21 protein-coding genes and 1 pseudogene are annotated in these 21,636 nt (G+C 70.7%); 10 read left to right on the top strand and 12 right to left on the bottom strand.

The annotated features are described in order from the left end of the window. Positions 1-38: 38 nt before the first annotated feature. Positions 39-440 (bottom strand): hypothetical protein, encoded by a 402-nt coding sequence (locus IE237_RS06240; RefSeq protein WP_229842537.1) that lies wholly within the window; start codon positions 438-440, stop codon positions 39-41. 165 nt (positions 441-605) lie between these two features. Here IE237_RS06240 and IE237_RS06245 point away from each other — a divergent pair, with 165 nt between their 5' ends. Further along, complete coding sequence (locus IE237_RS06245) at positions 606-1,754, top strand: hypothetical protein (protein ID WP_189800799.1); 1,149 nt, start codon at positions 606-608, stop codon at positions 1,752-1,754. A 110-nt stretch (positions 1,755-1,864) separates the two neighbouring features. On the opposite strand, the gene zapE is transcribed toward IE237_RS06245, so the two are convergent. Beyond that, positions 1,865-2,137, bottom strand: coding sequence for an AFG1/ZapE family ATPase (zapE, locus tag IE237_RS06250; RefSeq protein ID WP_189800800.1), 273 nt, complete (start codon positions 2,135-2,137; stop codon positions 1,865-1,867). A gap of 476 nt (positions 2,138-2,613) precedes the next feature. On the opposite strand from zapE, the gene IE237_RS06255 reads away from it, so the two are divergent. Together IE237_RS06255 and IE237_RS06260 are read left to right on the top strand one after the other, a co-directional pair. Beyond that, positions 2,614-2,982, top strand: a complete 369-nt coding sequence (locus IE237_RS06255; protein ID WP_189800801.1) for a hypothetical protein — start codon at positions 2,614-2,616, stop codon at positions 2,980-2,982. Positions 2,983-3,295: 313 nt separating this feature from the next. Then, positions 3,296-3,607, top strand: a complete 312-nt coding sequence (locus tag IE237_RS06260) for a hypothetical protein (protein WP_189800802.1) — start codon at positions 3,296-3,298, stop codon at positions 3,605-3,607. Here the strand turns inward: IE237_RS06260 and IE237_RS06265 are convergent. Continuing rightward, positions 3,589-6,720, bottom strand: coding sequence for a phosphocholine-specific phospholipase C (locus tag IE237_RS06265; protein WP_189800803.1), 3,132 nt, complete (start codon positions 6,718-6,720; stop codon positions 3,589-3,591). The genes IE237_RS06260 and IE237_RS06265 overlap by 19 nt on opposite strands. Before the next feature lie 348 nt (positions 6,721-7,068). On the opposite strand from IE237_RS06265, the gene IE237_RS06270 reads away from it, so the two are divergent. Together IE237_RS06270 and IE237_RS06275 are read left to right on the top strand one after the other, a co-directional pair. Then, positions 7,069-7,641 carry a hypothetical protein gene (locus IE237_RS06270; RefSeq protein WP_229842343.1) on the top strand — a complete coding sequence of 191 codons (573 nt, stop codon included), beginning with the start codon at positions 7,069-7,071 and terminating at the stop codon, positions 7,639-7,641. Between the two features lie 379 nt (positions 7,642-8,020). Next, positions 8,021-8,884, top strand: coding sequence for an alpha/beta fold hydrolase (locus tag IE237_RS06275; protein WP_189800804.1), 864 nt, complete (start codon positions 8,021-8,023; stop codon positions 8,882-8,884). A 77-nt stretch (positions 8,885-8,961) separates the two neighbouring features. On the opposite strand, the gene ybiA is transcribed toward IE237_RS06275, so the two are convergent. Continuing rightward, positions 8,962-9,465: a riboflavin biosynthesis intermediates N-glycosidase gene (ybiA, locus tag IE237_RS06280; RefSeq protein WP_189800805.1), complete on the bottom strand. Its 504-nt coding sequence runs from the start codon at positions 9,463-9,465 to the stop codon at positions 8,962-8,964. 383 nt (positions 9,466-9,848) lie between these two features. Here ybiA and IE237_RS41295 point away from each other — a divergent pair, with 383 nt between their 5' ends. Then, positions 9,849-11,183 carry an outer membrane protein assembly factor BamB family protein gene (locus tag IE237_RS41295; RefSeq protein WP_189800806.1) on the top strand — a complete coding sequence of 445 codons (1,335 nt, stop codon included), beginning with the start codon at positions 9,849-9,851 and terminating at the stop codon, positions 11,181-11,183. Between the two features lie 67 nt (positions 11,184-11,250). Here the strand turns inward: IE237_RS41295 and IE237_RS40565 are convergent. Both IE237_RS40565 and IE237_RS06295 read right to left on the bottom strand, forming a co-directional pair. Continuing rightward, a pseudogene (locus IE237_RS40565) lies at positions 11,251-11,829 on the bottom strand (IS5 family transposase); the annotation flags it as partial. Between the two features lie 3 nt (positions 11,830-11,832). After that, positions 11,833-12,372: an ArsR/SmtB family transcription factor gene (locus IE237_RS06295; RefSeq protein WP_189800807.1), complete on the bottom strand. Its 540-nt coding sequence runs from the start codon at positions 12,370-12,372 to the stop codon at positions 11,833-11,835. A 57-nt stretch (positions 12,373-12,429) separates the two neighbouring features. Between IE237_RS06295 and IE237_RS06300 the strand changes: the two genes are divergently transcribed. Continuing rightward, on the top strand, positions 12,430-13,335 hold the full coding sequence (locus IE237_RS06300; RefSeq protein ID WP_189800808.1) for a S41 family peptidase: 906 nt from the start codon (positions 12,430-12,432) through the stop codon (positions 13,333-13,335). Positions 13,336-13,541: 206 nt separating this feature from the next. Here IE237_RS06300 and IE237_RS40570 read toward each other — a convergent pair whose 3' ends face one another. Continuing rightward, positions 13,542-13,724 carry an SANT/Myb-like DNA-binding domain-containing protein gene (locus IE237_RS40570; RefSeq protein WP_229842345.1) on the bottom strand — a complete coding sequence of 61 codons (183 nt, stop codon included), beginning with the start codon at positions 13,722-13,724 and terminating at the stop codon, positions 13,542-13,544. Positions 13,725-13,909: 185 nt separating this feature from the next. On the opposite strand from IE237_RS40570, the gene IE237_RS06310 reads away from it, so the two are divergent. From IE237_RS06310 to IE237_RS06320, 3 genes are read left to right on the top strand one after another with little or no spacing between them, the layout of a single operon-like run. After that, positions 13,910-14,365: an ester cyclase gene (locus IE237_RS06310; RefSeq protein WP_189800809.1), complete on the top strand. Its 456-nt coding sequence runs from the start codon at positions 13,910-13,912 to the stop codon at positions 14,363-14,365. Then, entirely contained in the window at positions 14,362-14,967 is a 606-nt protein-coding gene (locus IE237_RS06315; RefSeq protein WP_189800810.1) for a TetR/AcrR family transcriptional regulator, read from the top strand. The genes IE237_RS06310 and IE237_RS06315 overlap by 4 nt, the downstream gene beginning before the upstream one ends. Then, entirely contained in the window at positions 14,964-15,938 is a 975-nt protein-coding gene (locus IE237_RS06320; protein ID WP_189800811.1) for an oxidoreductase, read from the top strand. The genes IE237_RS06315 and IE237_RS06320 overlap by 4 nt, the downstream gene beginning before the upstream one ends. An 89-nt stretch (positions 15,939-16,027) precedes the next feature. On the opposite strand, the gene IE237_RS06325 is transcribed toward IE237_RS06320, so the two are convergent. From IE237_RS06325 to IE237_RS06345, 5 genes are all read right to left on the bottom strand, one after another. After that, on the bottom strand, positions 16,028-16,969 hold the full coding sequence (locus IE237_RS06325) for an SMP-30/gluconolactonase/LRE family protein (RefSeq protein ID WP_189800812.1): 942 nt from the start codon (positions 16,967-16,969) through the stop codon (positions 16,028-16,030). A gap of 226 nt (positions 16,970-17,195) precedes the next feature. Then, positions 17,196-17,621 (bottom strand): contact-dependent growth inhibition system immunity protein, encoded by a 426-nt coding sequence (locus tag IE237_RS06330; RefSeq protein WP_189800813.1) that lies wholly within the window; start codon positions 17,619-17,621, stop codon positions 17,196-17,198. A gap of 44 nt (positions 17,622-17,665) precedes the next feature. After that, the gene (locus tag IE237_RS06335) at positions 17,666-18,472 is read right to left on the bottom strand and encodes a phosphatidate cytidylyltransferase (protein ID WP_189800814.1); all 807 of its coding nucleotides are present in this window, start codon (positions 18,470-18,472) and stop codon (positions 17,666-17,668) included. Further along, positions 18,469-20,253 carry a histidinol-phosphate aminotransferase family protein gene (locus tag IE237_RS06340; protein WP_229842348.1) on the bottom strand — a complete coding sequence of 595 codons (1,785 nt, stop codon included), beginning with the start codon at positions 20,251-20,253 and terminating at the stop codon, positions 18,469-18,471. Before IE237_RS06340 ends, IE237_RS06335 begins: the two co-directional genes overlap by 4 nt. 258 nt (positions 20,254-20,511) lie before the next feature. Continuing rightward, on the bottom strand, positions 20,512-21,411 hold the full coding sequence (locus IE237_RS06345; RefSeq protein ID WP_189800815.1) for a GNAT family N-acetyltransferase: 900 nt from the start codon (positions 21,409-21,411) through the stop codon (positions 20,512-20,514). Positions 21,412-21,636: the final 225 nt, after the last annotated feature.

Genomic DNA, 21,636 nt, shown 5'->3' on the forward strand with positions numbered 1-21,636 from the left:
CTTGGGCCCGGAGCCGAGCGCACGCGCGTACGAGCACGTCAGTCGGCGCGTCGGTTCTCGGACAACAGCCACATCCAGCGGCGGCGCTCGGTCACCACCGTCGCGGCGGCCAGTACGGTCACGGATATGGCCGCCCAAGCGGGCCAGGCGGACCAGGAGCCCACCACGGCTACGACCAGCTGGAGCAGCACCAGGAGGACCGTGACCCACCCCGGCACCGCGACGATCACATGGGCCTTGTCCCCCGGGGTGGACAGGAGGGTCGGAAGGCCGATCAGAACCAGCACGGACAGGGCGGCGAGCAACCACGAATGCTCGGCGAGGGCCCATGGAGCGGCCACCCAGGCGATGAGTTCGGTGGCGAACCTCAGGGCGGACGCGGTGCGGTCGTCAGGTCGCTCCGACTCCGGCTCTCCACCAGCGATGTTCTCTGTCATCATCACCTGCGGACGATCTCATGCGCCCTCCCCCTCCGAACAAGGGGGATGCCGTCGGCCGAGGCGGCTCGTCGGACGACGGCGCTGTGGACCGAACCGATTCGGCCTGGTGGACCCGACGTGCGCGGACCATACTGGTCGGGCCCCGATCACCCACTGAATGGTTCCATGGCCAAGAACAGCACTTCATCGACCACCGCCCCCGTCACCGCATGGCTCGGGCGTGGACGTCACCTCGGGCCCGAGGCAGAGCGGGACGTCCGGCGTAACCTGATCGCGCTCAAGGCGGCCGGGGTGATCGACGACTTCCTCGACCTCGACCCCGTCGAGGCGGCGCGCTCCACCGACCTGTTCCCTCGGGACGAGTCCGCCGACCCGGGTCCTTTGGCCCGCCGTGTCTTCGAGGCCCGCTGGCGCGTGGCCGACGACGTCACCGTACGCGCTCAACTGACCACGTACGACCCCGAGTCCCGCCGCGTCGAGCGGGATGGCACCACCTGGGTCCTCGCCGCCGAGGCGGAGCGGGCGTGGGAAGGGGACTGGCCCTCCCCCGCCACCATGTTCTGGCCCGACAGCGACCAGGTCGCCTGGGACCACGAGGTGCCGGGTGTACGTCTGCGGACGGCGAACCACCTGCCGAAGGACGACGGCGAGTTGCGGCGTCTGCTGCGGGAATGCACCCAGCAGAGCTGGTCCATCCACATCGTGGTGCACGAGGCGATGACGCCGGACGCCCCGGGTCGGCGACCGGTCTCGGTGTTTCTGCCGCCGAGCCTCCGGCACCGGGTCGTCGAGCACCGGGCCACTCCGGATCAGGCGCTGATCGCCGACTTCGCGATGAAGCGTGAGCTGGGCGTGGGGCTACCGCGCGGCGGTGCCGTCGTCCTGCCCCCGGTGCCACGGGCGCCGGACTATGACGCGGAGCGCTTCACGGTTCGCGATGTCTTCCTGGACGGCACAGTGCCGGCCGAACTCCGCTCACGAATCCTGGAGTTCGCCTCACTGCCGCGGCCACTGCCGACCGAGGCCGAGCAGGCCCTGACACGATTGCGTCAAGGCTGGCACCTCCTCACCCAGGACGAGGAGCTTGTCCACGCACGGGCCATGGTCACCAAGTACGCCAAGGCGCTTGAAGCCATGACGGCGTCCTGCAACCTGTATCAGGAGGCAGCCGAGGCGGCCCTCGCCGCGCTGGCCGAGACGACCGGCGGTGACCCTCCGCCCCGGACACCCGCGCCGGCGGCGGCCAAGCAGGACGCTTCTCCCTTGAAGAGCCTGACGAAGACCCTCACCGCCTTCCGGCGCCCGAACAGATGAAGCCGACGGGGAGGTCCGGGGACGTCCGGCCGCCCTGTCCAGCCCGCACCGGCGGGATTGCGGTGATTCGTACGCGTGCCCGCCGGACCGCTAGTACGTGCCCGGTGCCCTCAGGGCACCGTCGGCACGGACTCCTCGGCCAGCGGTGAGAGGCGGCTCGCGGCGTGGTCGATGTCGGTGGGGAGACCGTCGCCGCTGAGTGCCTCGGCCAACGACGTGCGGCCGATGGACATGGGGTCGGTCTCGCGGTCGCCCTGCACGTCGACGAGGTCGACAAAGCGCTGAGCGGCCTCACGGTCGGCCTCGGTGAGGCGGGGCACCCCGGGGAGCACCGATCCGGGATGGGCCGCGGCTAGCGACCAGGAGTTGCTGGAGCTGCACACGGCATTCGGGTCGGCTGCCGGACGGTGTGACGTGGATGCGGGCCACGTAGAACAAGCCTCGGTTCAGACGTAAGTGGGCCGGGGGGCCGACCGCGCTCGGGCGGTCGGCCCCCGGGTGGGGCGCGAGCTGCTCCGGTGGTGTGACCAGACCTGCCGCCAACAGTCCGCCTTCGAGACGTACGTCGACGACAAAGACTGGGACAACGCTTCGGTGTGCGCGCACGTCTCCGAGTGAGGTGCCATGAAACCCGTTGGGGTCTCACCCGACCCGGGCCCAGCCAGAGGGGCCGCAGGCGTGCGCCCAGGGTCTCTGTGATGCCGCGGCCGTGACTGCACACAACCCCCCGTAGCAGGGGCGGCTTCGAGCCGTGCCCGCACGGGGCCGGGCGGAGCGGTACCGGCCGCGGTGGCGCCAAGGCGCGCCCGTCGTCCCACGGTCCCGAGGTGATGGGTCGCCGCCAGGGAACATGGCGGGCATGACCACTGATCATCCCGCCGAGCGGGGCGGCGCCGGACGCGACCGGTTCGCCGCGTTCTCGGACCGGGCATCGAACGTCACCAGCTCCCCTCTGTTCTATGTTCTGTGCGTGCTCCTGGTTCTCGGCACGGTCGCCCTGCATCTCGCGCACCCGCCGTTGTCCTGGCTGATCTTCGCCGGCGATCTCATGACGTCGGTCAACCTCCTGCTGCTCGCCCTCCTGAAGAACACCGAACGGCGCGACACCCACGCCGTGCACCGCAAGCTCGACGCGATTGCCGCAGCCCTGCTGGAGCAGCGCGAGGGCACGAGCCACGAAGCGGCTGACGAGCTCCGGCGTGCCATCCGCATGGAGGAAGAACAGTGAGGGCGGGGCCTGAGGGCGACACTGCCCTCGACTGCGGACGCGCCTGCCGAGACTGTCGTGCCGAAGGAGCTCGCCGGGGACCTCTGTGACGCCACTGTCGTCCCCTGCACGCACGACGGCCGTGGATCCTGTCGGTGTACGGGGCCTGGCTCGGGCCCCGCACACCGATTCGGCGTCCCCGGTCTTCCCCGGCAGGCGCAGCTTCCTGGATGTCCCTCCTGCATGGCGGGACTACGGCCTGGCCAACGCCTGCGCGGGCGTGATCGCGCCGCCGACGGCGCGTACGGGGCCGGCAGATTCTTCGGTGCCTGACGTGGAGGAGAACACGCACCGTGACGAGGCCGAAGCCCTCACCGCCCTGGAGGCCGGCCTCGGCGCCGCGGCCGCCGCCTCGAAGGCGGCCGAAAGGCCGCGCCCGGACCCGGTGGCCCGCCGCCTGCTCCTGCGGCGCAGAGTCGGGCTCTCCGAGCGCCGCTCCTCCGGCGTCGAGCCGGAGTACCTGCGCGGCGGCGGCTCCACCCCCGGAGCCAGCACCCCTTGGGCGAGGCCGAGACCGCCGAGGCCTCGGGCGGTGACCGGGGGCGCCGGCCTCTGCCCGTGCGCGCGTCAGCCCAGGCGGATGTGATCCACCGCCCAGTACCAGTTGTTTCCGGCGTCGTACATCCGGAAGCGGAGGGTTACCGTCCGAGCGCCCGCCGGGACGGTGAGGTCCTTGCCGATCGCCGTGTTCTCGGCGTCCGGCGAGCCGGGGCCGTACCGCAGCACTATCTGCTCCTGGCCCGTGTCGAAGACCGCGCGGACCTCGGCCTTCTGGTCGCCCTCCTGCCGGTAGTGGGAGTCGAAGTCCACCCGGAGGGTCGTACGGCCGGCCGGGATCGGGGCCGCGGGCGAGACGAGGGTCGAGTCGAAGCGGCCCTTGCTCGCGGGCGCGCCCGTGTCGTCCCAGTCGTCGGGGTCGGCGACCGCGACGATGCCGAGGCCCCGGGTGAAGTTGGGCCGGTTCTGGGCGCCGGCCGACCAGGCGCGCCGGGTGTGGAAGGTCCAGCCCTGGAACATCGGCGTGCCCTGCGGCATCGCGGTCGCGTTGAGGACCGACCAGCCTTCCGGTGCGGTCGCCGTCCAGCCGAGCACCTGGCCGCGCTTGACCAGCTTCCCGGCGAGCGACTGGAAGTCCTCCGCGAGCAGATGGCCGCTCATGGAGGGAGCGATCCGGGCCTGGATCTCGCCGTCCGCGAGGCGCAGGCCGTCCGCCGCGCGGGCGCGGGTGACCGCGAGCAGCCGGGCGGAGCCGTACGCGGGGGCGTCGGCGGGTGCGGTGACGTCCCAGCTCGCGGCGGACGAGGAACCGGCGGGCAGGGTGCGCGGCGGGGTGTCCGCGACCGGCTTCGCCGTCCACCCGGACGGCACCGTGAGGGCGACGGTCACGTCGTGGAGCTCGACAGGTCCGCGGTTGGTCACGGTGGCGGTGAACCGGACCGTGGTCCCGCCCGCGACGACCGGCTCGTCACCGGCGGCCGTGGTGACCTCGGTGGTGAGGGCGTCGGCGAGACCCATCGCCGGGTCGGTGACCCCACGTGTGCGGCCCCCGTCGTGGCCTCGGTCGCGGCCCGAGTAGCGGTCCTGGTGCCGGTCGGCGAACCGGCCCGCGAAGCGGCGCAGGAACCGCGGGTCGTCGGCGGCGCTCACGGCGACGTCGTACCAACGCTCGGCCGGAACCCGCAGCTTCACGGTGCGCTCGTCGCGTGCGCCGACCCGGACCTCGCGGACCCCGCCGCCGTACGCCAGATCGCCGACGAGCACGGTGCGGGAGCGCCGGCCGCGGTTCTCGATCTCGATCTCCACGTACGCGCGGCCGTTGTCGGACTCCTCCTTGAGGCGGGCCTCAAGGGCGTCGTCGGCGTCTCCGCGCAGTGCCCACAGCGAGCCGTTGGGGCCGTGGATCCGCAGGTCGTAGGCGTCTCCCTGGAGGGCGCGAGCTCCGGTGAGCCGCTCGCCCGCACCGACGGTGTAGAAGTCGGGCGTGCTGCCGGGCTCCGCGTACACCTGGAAGACGGCGGCCTGGCGGCCCTTGTTGCGGAGGTCGAGTTCGACCTTGCCGTCGCGGACCTTGGAGCGCAGCGACAGGGCGTACGGCACGGGGCGGGCGGGCCGGGTGCCGCGCTGCTGGCGCGGGAGGAACTGCGGCGAGGGAACGGCGATCGACGGCTTCCCGGCGGCCGCGTCGGCCTTCGCCACGTTGCCGCTGGTGTCGGGCAGCTCGGGCCAGACGATGTCCTCGCCGGAGAAGTCGAAGACGGACGTCAGGTCGCCGGAGACGGAGCGGCGCCAGGCGCTGATGTTGGGCTCGCGCACCCCGAAGCGGCGCTCCAGGAAGCGGATGACGGAGGTGTGGTCGAGGACGGTGGAGTCGACGACGCCGCCGCGGGTCCACGGGGACACGACGAGCATCGGCACCCGCAGGCCGAGGCCCATGGCGTGCGGTCCGGATACCAGGGTCTCCCCGGCCGGCAGGGTGTCCGACCAGGCGAGGATGCCGTCGGCGGCGCGGACCCGGTAGCGGCCGTCCTGGGAGACGACCCGCATCGCGATGGCGCCGTCGGCCTGCTTGACCCGGACGACGACCTCGCCGTCCACGGACATGGTGGCCTTGCCCCGGTCTGCGGAGAGCGGCGGCACGGGCGGCATGCAGTGGTCGAAGAAACCGCCGTGCTCGTCGTAGTTGAGGATGAAGACGGTCTTGGCCCACACCTCGGGGTGGTCCGCGAGCGCCTCGATCAGTCGCGCGGTGAGGTGCTCGCCGTACGGCGGGGGCCAGCTGGCGTGCTCGGAGAGGGCCTCCGGGGCGACGATCCAGGACACCTGCGGCAGGCGGTCGGCGGCCACGTCGGCGCGGAACGCCTCGACGAGCGCGTCGCCCATCTTGTGGCCGTCGCCCTGGTCGGCCGCGGCGCCGACCATCGCCATGCCCCGGTCATGGAGCGGCTCGCCGGGCTTGGCCTGCTGGAACGGCCGGAACCAGGCGAGGGCGTTGTCGTCGTAGTTGTCCCGGGCCTGGTATGTCTTCCAGGTGACTCCGGCGCTCTGCAGCCGCTCGGCGTACGTGGTCCAGGTGTAACCGCCCGGTATGTAGCTGTTGTTGTAGACGACGGTGTCGTTGACCGTGCCGCCGCTCGTGCCGGTCATGAAGTGGTCGCGGTTGGTGTTCGTGTTGCACTGGACCGACGCGTGGTACTGGTCGCAGACCGTGAAGGTGCTGGCGAGGGCGTTGTAGAACGGCATGTCGGCGGGCTCGTAGAAGCCGTGACCGAGCCAGCCGCTGCTGCGGCCGGTCACGTAGCCGTCGGCCCGCCCGTCGTTCCAGAGCGGGAAGGAGTCGACGAAGCCGAAGGCGGGGGCGCCGTTCCGGTAGGCGTTGGTGTGGGCCGCGTTCATCGCGAAGGGGACGAGGTGGCCCTCGGGGCGCGAGGGGTCGGGCTGGTGGAAGACCGACCTGCCGTTGACGCCCCGGACGGCGGTGCGGTCTCCGATGCCGCGGACGCCGGGCAGAGTTCCGAAGTAGTGGTCGAAGGAACGATTCTCCTGCATCAGGACGACGACATGCTCGATGTCTTCCAGCCGGCCGGGGCGGGCGGGCGCGGCCAGGGCCTCGCGCACGCTGAACGGCAGCGAGGCGAGCACGGCGGCACCGGCAGCGCCGCCGAGCAGCGCGCGACGGGAGACGTCGGGGGAGGGAGGCATGACGGGGGGACTCCTTGGATCTTTCGCATCGGGACCTCTTTGGTCCAGACGCGTTATATTTAAGAGATCTTGGAGGCGCGTCCTCGGGTTGTCGGTGAACGGAAGACGAACACCACCGCCGAATCGGCGCACACCGACTGGATCCGGGCGCAGGGTGTACGCACCGGCACCGCCTTCATGGGCCACCTGACCTGCGGACGGAACCCACAAGGGCGGCCTGCCGGCCGGTCGGATCCAGGTGTGGCGCTCCCCCACATTCCCCGCGCTGTCCAGGCCGCAACGCAATGAGGCGAGGAGCGAGGCTGGCCGGCTTTCAGGAATCGCCGTCACCCATGGAGGAGGAACTCGATGGCAGCACCGTCTGCGACTGTGCGACGCTCCTTCTCCCGGATACCGATCGAGAAGACAGTGATGACCCGCGACGACGCTCTCAAACAGCTCAGCCATATCGCGCGTGAAAGGGCATTCGGCAGGCACGTGGGGTCTGATCGGCTCATCCAGGCAGGGCTGAACGCGCTGATGGCCGGGGTCGAGAGTCCCTCGCTCGCCTTGCTGGCCGGTCTCCTCCGGAGCGAAGAGCCTGAAGCCCCCGAACTCTTCGACCAGGTGCTGGAGGAGTTGGGAATGCTCTTCCAGCCGCCCGCTGACCCTCGGGCCGCGAAGTGGGCGCTGGCCTCCTGGATCGCCGGCCAGATCGCCGACGGATCCTTGGAGCCCGCCCACGGCACTCACCTCATCTGGGCAGATGTCGCCTACGACCTCGGCTACCCCGAAGAGCTGGCGCCCCTCGTCCACTCCGCACACAACCTGGACGGCTGGGAGGAGAGCTGGGGAGTCTCCTTCGAGGAACTCGACAGCGAAGCGGTTGAGGCGGCGAAGCAGTTCCTGAGCACACGGTCGGCAGCAGAGGCTGGGGACTGACCGCCGGTTCATTCTCGCCACCGGGATTGGTCACCCGCTACCTGAATCCTTCGCTCGGCGTCGCCGCACCACAGAAGCCGCCAGAACCCGAGTTCGACAGCAGAAGGTCACCAGCTCTGGCGACCCCTGTGGACCTGCTTGTCGAAGGCCGGTGGGCGGCCACACCGGCTGCCTCGCCGTGCCCGCTGGGCTGACGAGACGGAAATCAGCTGTGCGCGGCGCGGAGGCGGCTGTTACGGTCGGCCGCATGTGTTCCGTCATCCACAACTGGCAGGCCCTGCGCACCCGGTCGACGCGCTGACCGTGGTGTCGGCCGTCGCCGACGCCGGGTCCCCCGTGCACCGTTGACCGTTCCCTCAGGATGACGAGGATCTTCACCATGCGCGCAGACTCGCGCCCCACCTTCGTATTGATTCACGGCGGCTCCAGCAACGCCCGGGCCTGGGGTCCGTTGCAGAACGAGCTGGCCCTGCTCGGCTATCGTTCGCTCGCCGTCGACCTGCCCGGTCACGGCGACTTCGCCGATACCCCTGCCGCCTACTACCAGCAGCCCCAGGACGTCACGGCACTGGCCGCTGCGCCCTCCGCGCTGCGCGGTGTCACGTTGCAGGACAACGTGCGCCACGTGGTGGACATCCTGCGGCGGCTCGCCGCGTCGGGGCAGATCGTCCTGGTCGGCAACAGCCTCGGCGGTCTGACGATCAGCGCCGTCGCCAACGCCGTCCCGGAGCTGCTCGACCGGGTGGTCTACCTCTCGGCGCTCTGCCTCAGCGATCCGGGCATGCTCGACGAGGCGTGGGACGTGGCCGACGACAACCTGCTGGACGCGGCGGTGGCCCGGATCGCCGTGCCGGGCGTGCGCGATCCGGGCGTGGTCCGGCTGAACTGGCGGGCCGCCCACGCCGATCCGGACGTGTTCGCCGCGTTGAAAGCCGCCATCATGGCCGACTCGACCGACCACCAGTTCCGGCTGTTGCTCGACTCCCTGGACCCGGACGAGACCTACTCCGCGATGGAGCCCGGTGCGTTGGTCCGGGCCGACGCGTGGGGGCGGGTGCCGCACACCTACGTCCGGCACTCCGCCGACCGAAGCCTTCCCCTGGCGGTCCAGGACCACATGATCCGCGCGGCGGACGCGTTGACCCCGCACCATCCCTTCGACGTGCACACCCTCGAGGCTTCGCACGTCGGCTACTTCAGCCGGCCGCAGGTCTTCGCGGAGCTCCTGACGAGCCTCGTCTGAGGCGGCCCCCGCACCCCGGACGACCGGGGTGCGGGGCACACCCCTCGGAGTTGTCGTCAAAGCATTGGGCCCACACATCAGGAGCGATGCGAAGATGGCGGCTGCCTCGGGCGGCTGCCGTCACCTTCCGGGGCTTCGGCGAGTTCGGCCCGCAACCGGCTACGGGTCCGCACCAGAATCCGTCCGAGCATGTTCTTGCCGTTCCCGGTCCTGCCCCGACCCCAGTAGTGATCGCTGGTGGTGTCCTCGACGATCTCTTCGTCACCGGTGGACAGGAGAACGTCACGGATATCGGCATGCGCACGGAACTTGGTTGCCACCGCACGGCGCATCACGTCGTCCTTGACCCGCTCCCAGTCCCTCCGCAGAGGTCTGGACGCGTCACGGCCCAGCTCCGCCGCCCGAAGCGGCGTGCGCGCACGCCGGATGAGATCAGCGTGGCGGGTGCCCTTGAACTTCTGCGCCTGGAAGTAGTGCTCCGAGGTTGGCCACCACACCCCGTCTAGGTCGAAGCCGTGATCGGAGAAGTTCGAGAAGCACCCATAAGGGACTTCATCGGCGCCGTAGAAGTAGACCGTCACGGGAACCTCCCGGATGATGCGGAAACCCGCACCGTGTCAGGCATGCCTCAGCCCCCGCAATCAGTTTTCTTCACCAGGACCGTCCTTCACCACACCAGCGACCCGGTGTGCTGTCTCGTGAGGTTGATACCGCTAGGTCCTGTTGTCGAATACCAGGCTCACTGTGCTGCAAGGGTGGCCGCTCCCGCGTACTTCCCTTGCCCCGCCCACGTCAATTCCGGCGGAGTCGTCTCCGTTCGGGTGGTGCGGGCCCCAAGCGGTAGCGTCCTCGGTCGGCAGGAGGGCCTTCCGTCCAGGAGGACCGGCTTCCTAAGATGATCGCCGCCGAGGAACACGGGAGATCCTGTGGCCCGTCGACGGCGATGCTCTCGGGGGAAACGGACATGACCGCGCAGGTGGACGACCTAGCATCCGGCAGGCGGGCCAAGCGCGCCCTGGCAAGGACGGCGGCCGTTCTGGTCGCCCTGTGCTCGCTCACCGCCGGGTGCTCCTCCGCAGGCGAGGAGATGGACGTCGTCTGGGACACCGCTGCGGATCGCAAGGCCGAACAGACGGGCAACGGGGCCTGGCTGTCCGGCGACACGCTGGTCCGCAGCCGCTTCGACGCAGTGAGCGGGTACAACGCCCCTACCGGTAAGCAAAGCTGGGAGTACATACCGCCCGGCCGCTCGGCGGTCTGCCACGCCACTGCCGACACCGACAGCTCGGTCCTGGTCCTCACCCGCGACGGGAACGGCACTTCCGCCTCCGGGAAGAGCGAGGTCTGCGCCACCGCCGTCGCGCTCGACATGAAGAACGGCCGTGAGATCTGGCAGGCCCCTCTCTCCCCCAGCGAGTCCGGCCTCCACCGCCTCCAGCCCTATCCGGTGTCCGCCGGCAGCGGCATCGCCGTGCTCCTCACGAAGAACGAGCTGCACGCCGTGGACGTGCGCACCGGGAAGGCCCGCTGGAAGGCATCTCTCCCCAAGGGGTGCGTCCCGGGCCGGACCATGGTCGCCGAGCACCAGGTCGCCGCCCTCCTCGCCTGCGGCGGCACCGACAACCGCTGGGGCGACAAGATCCCGAGGGACGCCGAACTCCACGCCGCCGCCTTCGCCCCGGCCACCGGCGCCCTCCTGTGGTCCACCCCGCTCGGGGGCCGGACCGTCATCCCCTGGGATGCCCGCGCGGAGTTCGTCTCGGCCGACCCGCTGGTCGTGGCCGCCTCACAGAGCGGCGACTCCGACTCCGGGGCCTACTTCTCCTTCGACGGGAACGGCCGCCCGAATCCGGCGATCGATTCCAGCGGTCCCTACGGCGAGATCCAGCCCGACCGACGGCTCACGGCGGCGGTGGACGGCGGCAGGCTCTACGCCGTGACCTTCCATCGCGTGCGGAACAGTCGTGTCGACGCCTACCGTCTGGCCACCTTCGACCTCGCCAGCGGTGAACTGCTCTGGGGAGGCACCGTCGACGACGACCGCCTCGACCGCTGCCACCCCTACCGCATCCTCCCCCGGGACGGACAACTCACAATCCTCACTGTCGTCCCTCGCGATTCCGGCTGCGGACTCCATGTCCTGGACGCCGCTACGGGCGAGCGGCGCGACGGCCACACCTTTCCCGAGGGCGACGACTTGCCGGACACGGTCTTCACGTACAAGGACTGGTTCATCGGCGCCCGCTACGGGTCCTACTGGGCGCCGGAGAAGCCTTTCACGGCCTACGAACGCCGCTGACGGCCGACCGTGCTGCTGCCACCGCGCGTCGCTCCTGAAGGCAACGCCTGAGTGGTGTCCCCACATGTCACGCCCACATCAGCAGCGAGGCGAGAGTGACGGCTGCTTCGTAGGGCTGGACGGTCTTGTCGTACCGGGTCGCGATGCCCCGCCACTGCTTCAAGCGGTCGAAGCAGCGTTCCACGACGTTGCGGCGCTTGTAGACCACGCGGTCGAAGGCCGGCGGGCGGCCACCCCGGCTGCCTCGCCGGACCCGGTTGCGGACCTGGTCGGCCCGCTCGGGAATCGTGTGCGGGATGCCGCGGCGCCGCAGCCAGGTGCGGATCGCCTTCGAGCTGTAGCCTTGTCGCCCAGGACGTGATCGGGCCGGGTGCGGGGCACCGCCCGGGTCCGAGGCGGGGCACCCGGATCGCCTCCATCACAGCGGTGAACCGGATGTAGTCGTTGGTGTTGCCGCCCGTGACGACGAAAGCCAGCGGACGGCCCCGGCCGTCGCAGGCCAGATGAATCTTGCTGGTCAGACCACCTCGTGACCGGCCGAGTGCCGGGTCTCGAAGCCCCCATTTCGAGCCCCGGCCGCATGCTGGTGGGCCCGGACAATCGTGGAGTCGACCGACACCAGCCACTCGAGGTCGCCCGCCGCATCCGCCTAGGCCTTGGTGGTGCTCGTAGGAAGAGCCTGCTGATAGAGCGCCACCAGCACGCCGTGCACGGGCTGGTCCTCTGCGTTCTCCTCCGCCTCGTCGACCAACCGGGCCAGGGTCTCGCCGAGTTCTCTGGCCTTCTCGGGGCTGAGACTCAGGTGGCGCAGTGTCAGGTGGGTGTCGGCGGGAGAGCGGCTCAGTTCCTGGGCGACCGCGGCGAGCATCGCGGCGGTGCCTTCGGCTTGGGGTTCGGCGACGAGCATGTGGCGGGCCGTGCGCTGGTAGTACTGCTCGGTGCCACCGCGGACCTGACGGGTCTCGGCGATGTGGATCAGCCCGGCTTCGCGGAGCACCTTGAGGTGGTGGGCCACGTTGCCCTTCTTCGCGTCGAGCTGCGCCGCGAGCTGGCTGGTGGTGGCAGGCCGGTGACCGAGGGCGAAGAGCAACCGCTGACGCAACGGGTGGGCGAGCGCCGCGAACTGCTCAGGCGCACCGATCTCCAGGACCTCCTCGGGAGGAGGCGGATAGGGAGGATGATCGCTCATACCGAAAGTGTCTATTCTCTTTGACGCTTGCGCAAGGGTAGTGCTCTACTCCTTGCCATGACGACTTCAACGAAGCTTTCCGCGGGCACTGTTATCGACGAGACGGCCCGACTCCTGGTCGAGCACTACGTCTTCCCCGAGATAGCCGAGCAGCTCGCCGGCCTTCTGCAGCGGCGCCTTGCCGAGGGTGCCTACGACGTCGACGGTGCCGAGGAGCTCGCCCGTCTGGTCACCGCGGACCTGCAGTCCGTCAACGGCGACCGACACCTGAGGGTGAAGCACCATGTCGACCCGGTGTCCCCGAAGCAGGGGGCGGCCACCCTGGACGCCATGCGCCGGGACTTCGACACCTCGCTGGGCGGGGCACGCGGGGTGCAGTTGCTCGACGGAGGGGTCGCCGTGGTGGAGATGGCACCGATGCTGTTTCCGCTGGAGTGGGCCGCCGAACCGCTGGGCGCCGCGCTCACCGTGGCCTCCCGCGCCCAGGCGCTGATCGTGGACCTTCGCGCCAACCGGGGCGGCGACCCGGACACGGTCGCCTTCGTCTGCAGTTACCTCCTGGACGAGCGCACCCACCTCAACACCATGCACTGGCGCAGGGACGGGCGCGTCGAGCAGTCCTGGAGTCTGCCGCACGTTCCCGGTGCGCGCTTCGGTGGCAGCAAGCCGTTGTACGTGCTGACCAGTGACAGCACCTTCTCTGCCGCTGAAGAGTTGGCGTACAACCTCCAGCAGCTCGGCCGCGCGGTCGTCGTCGGCGAGCGCACCCGCGGCGGCGCCCATCCGTGCAAGGGCTGGACGGTGCACCCCCACCTGGAAGCCACCATCCCCGTCGGCCGCGCCGTCAACCCCGTCTCCGGCACGAACTGGGAAGGCACCGGCGTGCAGCCGGATGTCGCTTGCGCCGCTGCCGACTCCCTCGACCACGCGCACTCGCTGGCTCTCGCCCGGCTGGCCGGCTGACCGGCTGACCCAGTCCAGTCCATCGACAGCACCGCGTGTGGAATGCCCCCATACCCGGGGGCAGGCCGGCACCGCGGCAGTACGGCTTACGGCCTCCCCCGGCTCTGCTCATGCAGCGACAGGCGCGGGATCGAGGGTTGCCGAGTCGAAGCCGACCTCGGTCAGGACGGTGGCGGCCACTCCGCGGCCAACCCGGGCCAGGCCGATCAGCAGGTCCCGCAGCCGATACGGTCCATCGCCTGGCGGCGGTCGTCGGTCATCGCCTCGGGGCTGTAGCGCTTGCGAGGTGCGTGGAAGCGTTGCTGGACCGCCTTCCGGGTCACGCCCAGGGCGGTGCCGATGTCCGTCCACGAGTTGCCGTGCATCCGGCAGTACTCCCCAAGGCGCACTTGCCTCCTTCTTCCGATGGGCCACCGGTGTTCAACCCACCATCGATCACCGAGTGATGCACGTACGCCTGCACTTGACGGAGCGCTCAGAGCAGTCAGCCGACAAGGGGTCCCCTCCAGGTTCAACTTGGTTACACCGTACACACCGTGTACGGTGTAACCACATCGCCCGACTGGAGGATCTGATGTCCCAGCAGACTGTCGCGCACGCCTTCGCCGCACTGATGAACGGTCACGACCCCGACGCCGTGGACGGCTTCGTGGCCGAGGACTACGTCAACCACAACCCCTACGTCGAGAACGGCCGTGAGGCCAATCGGGCCTTCTGGGCCCGCTGGTTCGCTGCCTTCCCCGACACGCACGTGACCCTCGAGGACGTCCTGGCCGTCGACGACCGTGTGGTCGGCCGGTTCACCTACCGTGCCACCCACCTCGGATCGCTGCTCGGCGAGCAGCCCACCGGCCGCCCGGTGGAGATGCGGTCGCTGGACATCTGGCGTGTACAGGACGGCATGGCGGTCGAGCACTGGGACGAGCTCAACACCGTCGAGTTCTTCACCCAGCTGGGTCTGCTGGCCCCCATGACCATGCCCGGCGCGCCCGCCGGCACGCACGGCTCTGAGGAAGGCGATGCGGCGTGACGCCTTCCGGGCAGGAACCCGAGCCCTCCAAGTCCCGGCAGCGCCGGGAGCGGGAACGGGCCGAAACTCGGAACGAGATCCTGCGGGCCGCCCGTGAGCTGGCCCGCGCCGAGGGCTGGGAAGCGGTCAGCATGCGCCGCCTGGCCGACCGGATCGGCTACTCCACCAACTACGCCTACCGCTACTTCAAGGGCCGCGACGACATCCTGCTGGCCTTCGTGAAGGACGGCTTCGCCCGCCTCGCCGACAACATGCGCTCCAGCGGCACGTCGGTCCAGGCCGCGGCGGCCGCCTACCTGGACTTCGCACTCGACGAACCCGACCTCTACCAGGTGATGTACGGGCTCGGCGGCGTCCACGTGCCCGCCGCCGAAACCGTCAGCGAGGGCGACGCGGTCGGCGCCGTGATGGCGGACGCCCTGGGAATCACGAACCCCGACGATGACCGTATCGCCCGCATCTGGGCCACCGCGCACGGCCTCGCCGCGCTGCACGCCATCCGCAAACTCCCCGTCGACCGCGCCCACCTGCACCGGCTGCTGGCGGCGAGCGTCGACGACCTGCTCCGCGCCCCGCGGCAACCAGAAGGAGACGCCCGATGACCACCGCCGCTCCCACTCCCCGGTGGACCGCCGACGACATCCCGGACCAGAGCGGCCGTACCGCCATCGTGACCGGCGCCAACAGCGGCCTGGGCTACATCACCGCCCGGGAACTCGCGCGCCGTGGAGCCCGCGTCATCCTCACCGCACGAGACGCGGACAAGGGCCGAGCCGCGCTGGACAGGCTCCGTGGCGAACTCCCCCACGCCGTCGTGGAACCGCGCACCCTGGACCTGGCCGACCTGGACTCGGTCCACACGTTCGCCGACGGCATCGACACACCCGTGGACGTACTCGTCAACAACGCGGGGATCATGATGCCGCCCCGTTCCCTCACCAAGCAGGGCTTCGAGTCCCAGTTCGGCACCAACCACCTGGGGCACTTCGCACTCACCGGCCTGTTGCTGGAGCGCCTGAAAGGCAGCGACGACGCACGCGTGGTGACGGTCTCGTCGACCCTGCACAAGAACGGGACCATCCACTACGACGACCTCGACGGCGCACGCTCCTACTCACCGCGAGGGTTCTACGCCCAGTCCAAGTACGCCAACGTCCTCTTCGGCCTCGAACTCGACCGGCGACTGCGCGCGAACGCCCTCCACATCCGCAGCCTCCTGGCCCACCCCGGCTACTCGGCCACCAACCTCCAGGCTTCCGGACCGACCGGGCTGCTCAAAACGATCCTGAAGGTCACCAACCGTCTCGTCGCCCAGGACGCCGAGACGGGCACGCTCAACCAGCTCTACGCCGCGACGTCCCCGCACGCCCGAGGCGGCCAGTTCATCGGACCCGACGGACGCAACGAATCCAAGGGCCACCCCACCCTCGTCCACCCGACCCCGACCGCCACCAACCCCGAAGCCGCGCAGCGCCTGTGGAACCTCTCGGAACAACTCACCGGGGTCCACTACGACCTCGCCACCCCGACACCCCACACCCAAGACCCCACCGCCCCCGCGACAACACCCTGACCCCACGGCTAGGGCCGGCAGGCACGGCCTCCGCGCCACTACGCCGGGCCCGCTCCTGCGCGCGGCCACAGGATCCGGATGGTGGGGATTCAGGACCGGCCGCCCAGCGGTGGGAAGGCGAGGCCCGTCGGCGTGTTGAGGCCGGCGGCCGGGAGGGTGGTCTGAGCACCGCCTGTCTCCTGGACGCGGACCACCCGGTTGTTGAAGCCGTCCGCGATGTACAGGCCGCCGCAGCCGTCGAGCGCGAGGCCGAGCGGGTCGCTGAGACCGGTGGTGGGGACCGTGGCCTGGCCGCCGCCCTCAGCGATCTTCACCACGCGGTTGTTGCCGCTGTCGGAGATGTAGAGGTCCCCCGCGGCGCTGAGGGCCAGGCCGGTCGGCTGCGAGAGGCCGATGGTGGGGATCGTGGACTGGCCGCTCCCGTCGCCGGCGACCTTGACGACGCGGTCGTTGACGAAGTCGGAGACGTACAGGTTCCCGGCGGCGTCCAGCGCCAGCCCCCAGGGGTGCAGCAGCCCCGTGGTCGGTACGGTCGTCTGGGTACCGCTCGCCAGGGACACCTTCACGACCCGGTCGTTGAAACTGTCGGCGACGTAGAGGTTCCCGGCCCGGTCCAGGGCGAGCCCCAGGGGGCGCGACAGGCCGTCGGTGGGGACGGTGGACTGGTCTCCCCCGTGCGCTGCCCTCACGACCACGCGATTGTTGCCGGTGTCCGACACGTAGAGGCGGCCCACCTCGTCCCAGACCATGCCCGTCGGCCGTACGAGACCCTCGAAGGGCACTGTGGTCTGATCGCCGCCCTGCGCGGGCAGGGCGACGACCCGGTTGTTGCCGTAGTCGGACACGTACAGGGGCGCATGCGCGGAGGGCCGACCGTCCTGCGAGGGAGTCGCGCCCGCCGTTGTCGTGGGCAGCGTGCACAGCGCCACGAGGCCCACGGCGGCGGCGAGCCGACGGGCCCAGCGGCGTGTCGTACGCCCCTTCGAGGGCGCGCACGTCACCGTTCCTGACCTGGCCGTCGTACGCACCATGACTCCCCATCGGGTCTGAGCGGCCGGCCCAGTGCCGTACCTGCGCCGACCCTAGGAAGCGTCGCCGGCAGATGCGGGAACCACGCCGCTCGCCCGCCCCCGGGCCACTCCAATGTCCCGATCGCCGGCCCTCCGATGAGATCCTCGACAAGGTCGCCGTCCCCTGCCACCGCATCTGTGGTCCGGATCGGTGACCCTTCGTGAGTTCCTTCACCCGCTCCTTCGGTCAGCGCAGCGATGCGGGCCGGGCGACGAAGCGGGCGAGCTCCTCGGCCGCGCCGCGGGGCAGGCCGGCCACTACGGCCTCCGGCAAGGCCGCGATCACGGTGCGCAACCGCGTCCCGATGTCCGGGAACAGGTCCCAGGCCGAAGCAGGGACGTTCACCACGGCAAGCAAGAGGTCGCCCTCGTAGAAGTAGGCGTCGAGCAGCGGCTCCTCGAGCAGCAAGCGCACGGCGAGCGGAAGAACGTACGGCAGTGCCACGTGCTGAGAGACGAGGGTGCGCACATCCGCCGGACCGAGTTCGCCCAGCGGGACCCGCCGCAACTCATTCACCTTGCGCACCAAACCGGTCGCGTCGGAGGCAGGAGGCGCCCAGTGAGGCGGGTCCAGCTCATCGAGCGTGCGGTCGAGGTGCAGCAGATGGTCCATGGGGCTCATTGTCGCCGGAGCAGGTAGGAAACCTCGGACTCCGGTCATCGACTGAGCACCAGCAGCACCGCCAGAGCGACGAGGAGGGAGTCGATACGGTCGAGCAGACCACCGGAGCCGGCAAGCCAACGACCGGCGTCCTTCGCCTTGGCACCCCGCTTGACCATCGACTCCAGGAGGTCCCCGAGCGGCCCGCCGACCGCCACGGCCACCGCCGTCTGCCACGTCAGGGACGACAGCACGGCGAGCGCCAGGAGACCGGCCGCCGCCCCGGCCAGCGTGCCGCTCCACCGTTTGGCGGGCGACAGCGGGGAGAGACGGGGGCCGCCGAGACGGCGACCGGCCCCGTACGCGACGATGTCGGCGATCGACACGGCCACGAACAGGACGAGGCCCACCGCACCCGACGGGACGAGACCGGCCAGGGCACCCAGCCACACGAGCCCGAGCAGGCCCGCCCCCAGGCGGCGGAGCCCGTGCTCGGCGTCGCCGCCCAGCAGGGGCACCCCGGCGATCGCGAGCGCCCCGACCGCCGCGACCCGAAGCATCTCCCCGGGGGCCAGCCAGGCCGTCAGGACGAGCCCGACGACCGCTGCGCCGAGCACCGCCCGGTCCACCGGGCCCAGCCGCAGCAGCCCGCCGAACTCCGCCACCGCGACCACCCCGACCACGGCGGCGAGCACCGCGATCCCTGGCGGCCCGAGCCAGAATGCGCCCGTGACCACGGGGACGCCGACCGCCCACACACACCAGCGGATCATCAGCTCACGCTGCCGGGTCGCCGCCACCGCGAGCCCGCCGACCGCCAGTGCCCCACCGAGGTACGGCACGAGACCGGGGACCGTCGTCACAGGGAGACCCCGCCGCCCGGCACACCCGCCGCGACCGTGTCCGGCGTCGCCGCCGTCGTCCGCGCGCGCAGCGCGTCCAGGGCGCTGCGGCATGCCGCCACGACCCGCGCGTTCTCCGCCGTGTCACGGACGGCGATGCGGACGGTCCGCCCCTCGTACGCCGGAGACATCGGCGACAGATCCCGCAGGTAGACGTCGTGGCGCCGGCACTCGCGCACCAGCCGTGCCGCGCTCGGTCCACTCGGCGGCAGGGTCACGGTGAGGTAGTTCGCCACTCCCTCGTCGACCGAGAAGAACCCGTCGAGCCGCGCGAGTTCGGTGGCGAGCCCCCGTCGCAGCTCCGCGGTGCGCGCCCAGTGTTCCGCGTAGTAGCCGGGGTCGCGCAGTGCGGTCACCGCGGCCAGCTGGGCCGGCAGGCTGACGGGCCACGGCGGCGTCCAGCGGCGCAGCTCCCCGGCCGTGTCCGGGTCGGCCACGAGATACGCGGCCCGCATTCCCGACAGCGCGTACATCTTCGACAGGGACGTGCACACGACGACCCTGGGATCGACCGAAGCGAGACCGGCCAGCGACTCCGCAGGGTCGACATAGCCGAGATACGCCTCGTCGATCCACCACCGCGTCCGCGCGGGAGAGGCCTCGATCACGGCGCGCAGCGCGTCGGCGGGAGCGTGGCGGCCCGTCGGATTGTTCGGATTGACCACCACCACGAGGTCGTACCGCCCGCTCGCCGTCGCGGCTGCGAGCCGGGCCGGATCGAGCAGCCAGCCGTCCTCCCGGCGCAGCCGGAGCCGGTCCACCTGGCAGCCGATGACCCGCTCGGTGACATGGGCGTACTCGCCATAGCTCGGGTCAAGGAGCAGCACCCGGCTTCCCGGAGTCAGCCACCGGCCGAACGCCCGGAAGATCAGGTCGGACGAACCCGCCCCGACCACGAGCGAGTCCACCGGCAGCCCACGGACCGCGGCGATCTCCGCGAGCAGTCCTTCCGCACCGGTGGGCGGCGAGGTCCTCGCCGCCCACCCCGGATCCTCCGACAGCGCCGCGCGGACCTTCGGAGACGGAGGGAACCAGGCGTCCAGCACATCGGCCGCGACCACCTCGTGCCGGCGGGCCAGCGTCCGGAAGTCCGTACCGATCGCGGAGAAGAAGGCACCGCCGTGCTCGCAGCCGTCCGCGCGCGGTGCGAACTCCACGTCCAACTGCCAGTCGAGGCCCGCTCGCAACCGCTCCAAGGTCCGGCCATGACGCTCCCGGACCGTCCTCGTCAGCTCGTCCACGGCACCGCTCAGCACCTCGAACGAGACCGCGCCCGAACGGACCGTCCGCCCCACCGGCCGCAACCCGGCGGCGAGGTACATGTCCAGCAGCTCCGTGCGCCCCATCGCCACCACCTGACGGCCGCCCCGCGCCGCGACCCAGCGCAGCGCCGCGTACATGAGGAGCGGCCCGGCCACGGTGGACCGCCAGCGCTTCTCGACGGTCAGGACGCGGATCTCGAACGGCGCCTCTTCCGAGAGGAGCGGCAGCTCCTCGCGCGTCAGGTACTTGTCCAGCGAGTAGCGGCCGACCCACGGTGGGGTGAGGCTGACGAAACCGATCCGCGTCTCCCCACGCGCGGCCACGAGATACACGTTGTGGCCGTCGAGCCCGTCGCTCAACCGCCCGGACGGATGCACCTGGTGCTGGCCGAGTTCCTCCGCGTACACCCGATGCCGCAGCTCGTGGATCCAGTCGTGATCACTGGGTGTGGCTGCGCGCAGCTGGATGGCATGGTGCATGAGTGTCTCCCTGAGGCGTTCCGGCGTTCGCTCCTCAGGATGGAGAAATGCGGTGGACGACACCTGAGTACGTGTACTCACTTCGGTCACTGCCGCCGGAGACGTGCGAGGGCGGTGCGGCCGCGTTCGACGTGAGTTCGCGGCGGTTTGCAGCTTCAGCACGCACCCCCGCGTCGAACCCCCGACTCCGTTTCCCTGCGTGCGAGCGGTCCGGTCCTGCCCCGTCGGACCGGACCACTCGCCGCGTGCTACTCCTCGCTAGCCCGCGTGGCCCGCCGGGTGGAAGTTGATGCGTTCACGGACGACGGGGAAGCCGGCCTTGGCGAAGTTCGCGACCATGGGGAAGTTGCCCTGGTCCGTCGCTCCGCTGATGAACTCCGCGCCCTGCTCGGCAAGGAAGTGGGTGCACTCCGCGAGGAGGTCGTAGGCGTAGCCGCGGCCGCGCTGTTCCGGGACGACTCCGATGAAGCCGATGGTCGGGCCGGAGGGGTTGTGCGCCGGGATGTGGATGCCGGCCAGGTCTCCCTCCGGGGTGCGCGCGATCTGCCACCACTCCCGTGGGGAAGGGCACCAGTGGAAGAAGTCGAGTTCCTCCTGGGCGGCCTGGTCGAGTCCGCCCTCCTCGATGGCTCTGAGCGCGTGGACGTCCAGGGTGACGGAGTGGATGCGGCGCAACGCGTCGAAGAACACCGCGTCGTCGGGTTCGGCGCTGAAGCGCAGGCGCCCGGGCCGCTCGGGCAGACCTCGCTCCGGGGTCCACCGGTACAGGAAGCGTTCCACCAGGGGTTCGTACCCTGCGGCTCGTGCGGCGCCGAAGCGGGCCTCGGCACCGGCGCGCAGGTCGGCCTTCTCCCGCCAGCCGCCGGGCAGGTTGATCTCGAGTTCGACCCGCCAGGGAGCGGAGCGCAGGAGTTCGGCCCCGGCCTCCTCCTCGCCCTCGGCCACGTCGAACCAGTTGATGTTGACGGGTTCCGAGTCGTCGGGGCCGCCCCACCACGCGCCGCGTGCGACGACCTCGCCGTCACGCAGGGCGACGCGCTTCCAGTCGGGGCGGAACTGGGTACGCCGATGGCCCTCACGGGCGCCCAGGGGGTCGGGGTGTGCGTCGAAGAGATGTGCGTCGCTCGCGGTGAGCGTACGGATGACCGGATCGGTCATGGATTCCTCCGGGATACAGGCTGCTTGGAGCGCTCCCGGTCAGAACTGACGAACCACGCCGGGACAGCGGAAGCGGGAGCGCTGGAAAGGTGTGACTCGCACGGCACTCGCCTCCTTCCGTTCGTCTCAGGGCGTGAAGCCACAGAGTATGTGGTCGTCCGCGGGTCCGTCCACGGATTTCCGCGCCCCTTGACGGGGCGGTTCGCGGGACGATGAGGAGCGCAC

The sequence above is a fragment of the Streptomyces tanashiensis genome, from assembly GCF_014648895.1.
GTDB classification, from domain to species: Bacteria; Actinomycetota; Actinomycetes; order Streptomycetales; family Streptomycetaceae; genus Streptomyces; species Streptomyces tanashiensis.

Coding starts and splice junctions, on each gene's coding strand:
- IE237_RS06295 (WP_189800807.1), bottom strand. CDS start 12,372: ATGAGCGATCATCCTCCCTATCCGCCTCCTCCCGAGGAGGTCCTGGAG.
- IE237_RS06325 (WP_189800812.1), bottom strand. CDS start 16,969: ATGGTGCGTACGACGGCCAGGTCAGGAACGGTGACGTGCGCGCCCTCG.
- IE237_RS06340 (WP_229842348.1), bottom strand. CDS start 20,253: ATGCACCATGCCATCCAGCTGCGCGCAGCCACACCCAGTGATCACGAC.
- IE237_RS06275 (WP_189800804.1), top strand. CDS start 8,021: ATGCGCGCAGACTCGCGCCCCACCTTCGTATTGATTCACGGCGGCTCC.
- IE237_RS06320 (WP_189800811.1), top strand. CDS start 14,964: ATGACCACCGCCGCTCCCACTCCCCGGTGGACCGCCGACGACATCCCG.
- IE237_RS06255 (WP_189800801.1), top strand. CDS start 2,614: ATGACCACTGATCATCCCGCCGAGCGGGGCGGCGCCGGACGCGACCGG.
- IE237_RS06245 (WP_189800799.1), top strand. CDS start 606: ATGGCCAAGAACAGCACTTCATCGACCACCGCCCCCGTCACCGCATGG.
- IE237_RS06265 (WP_189800803.1), bottom strand. CDS start 6,720: ATGCCTCCCTCCCCCGACGTCTCCCGTCGCGCGCTGCTCGGCGGCGCT.
- IE237_RS06345 (WP_189800815.1), bottom strand. CDS start 21,411: ATGACCGATCCGGTCATCCGTACGCTCACCGCGAGCGACGCACATCTC.
- IE237_RS06310 (WP_189800809.1), top strand. CDS start 13,910: ATGTCCCAGCAGACTGTCGCGCACGCCTTCGCCGCACTGATGAACGGT.
- IE237_RS06330 (WP_189800813.1), bottom strand. CDS start 17,621: ATGGACCATCTGCTGCACCTCGACCGCACGCTCGATGAGCTGGACCCG.
- IE237_RS06270 (WP_229842343.1), top strand. CDS start 7,069: ATGGCAGCACCGTCTGCGACTGTGCGACGCTCCTTCTCCCGGATACCG.
- IE237_RS41295 (WP_189800806.1), top strand. CDS start 9,849: ATGACCGCGCAGGTGGACGACCTAGCATCCGGCAGGCGGGCCAAGCGC.
- IE237_RS06240 (WP_229842537.1), bottom strand. CDS start 440: ATGATGACAGAGAACATCGCTGGTGGAGAGCCGGAGTCGGAGCGACCT.
- IE237_RS06300 (WP_189800808.1), top strand. CDS start 12,430: ATGACGACTTCAACGAAGCTTTCCGCGGGCACTGTTATCGACGAGACG.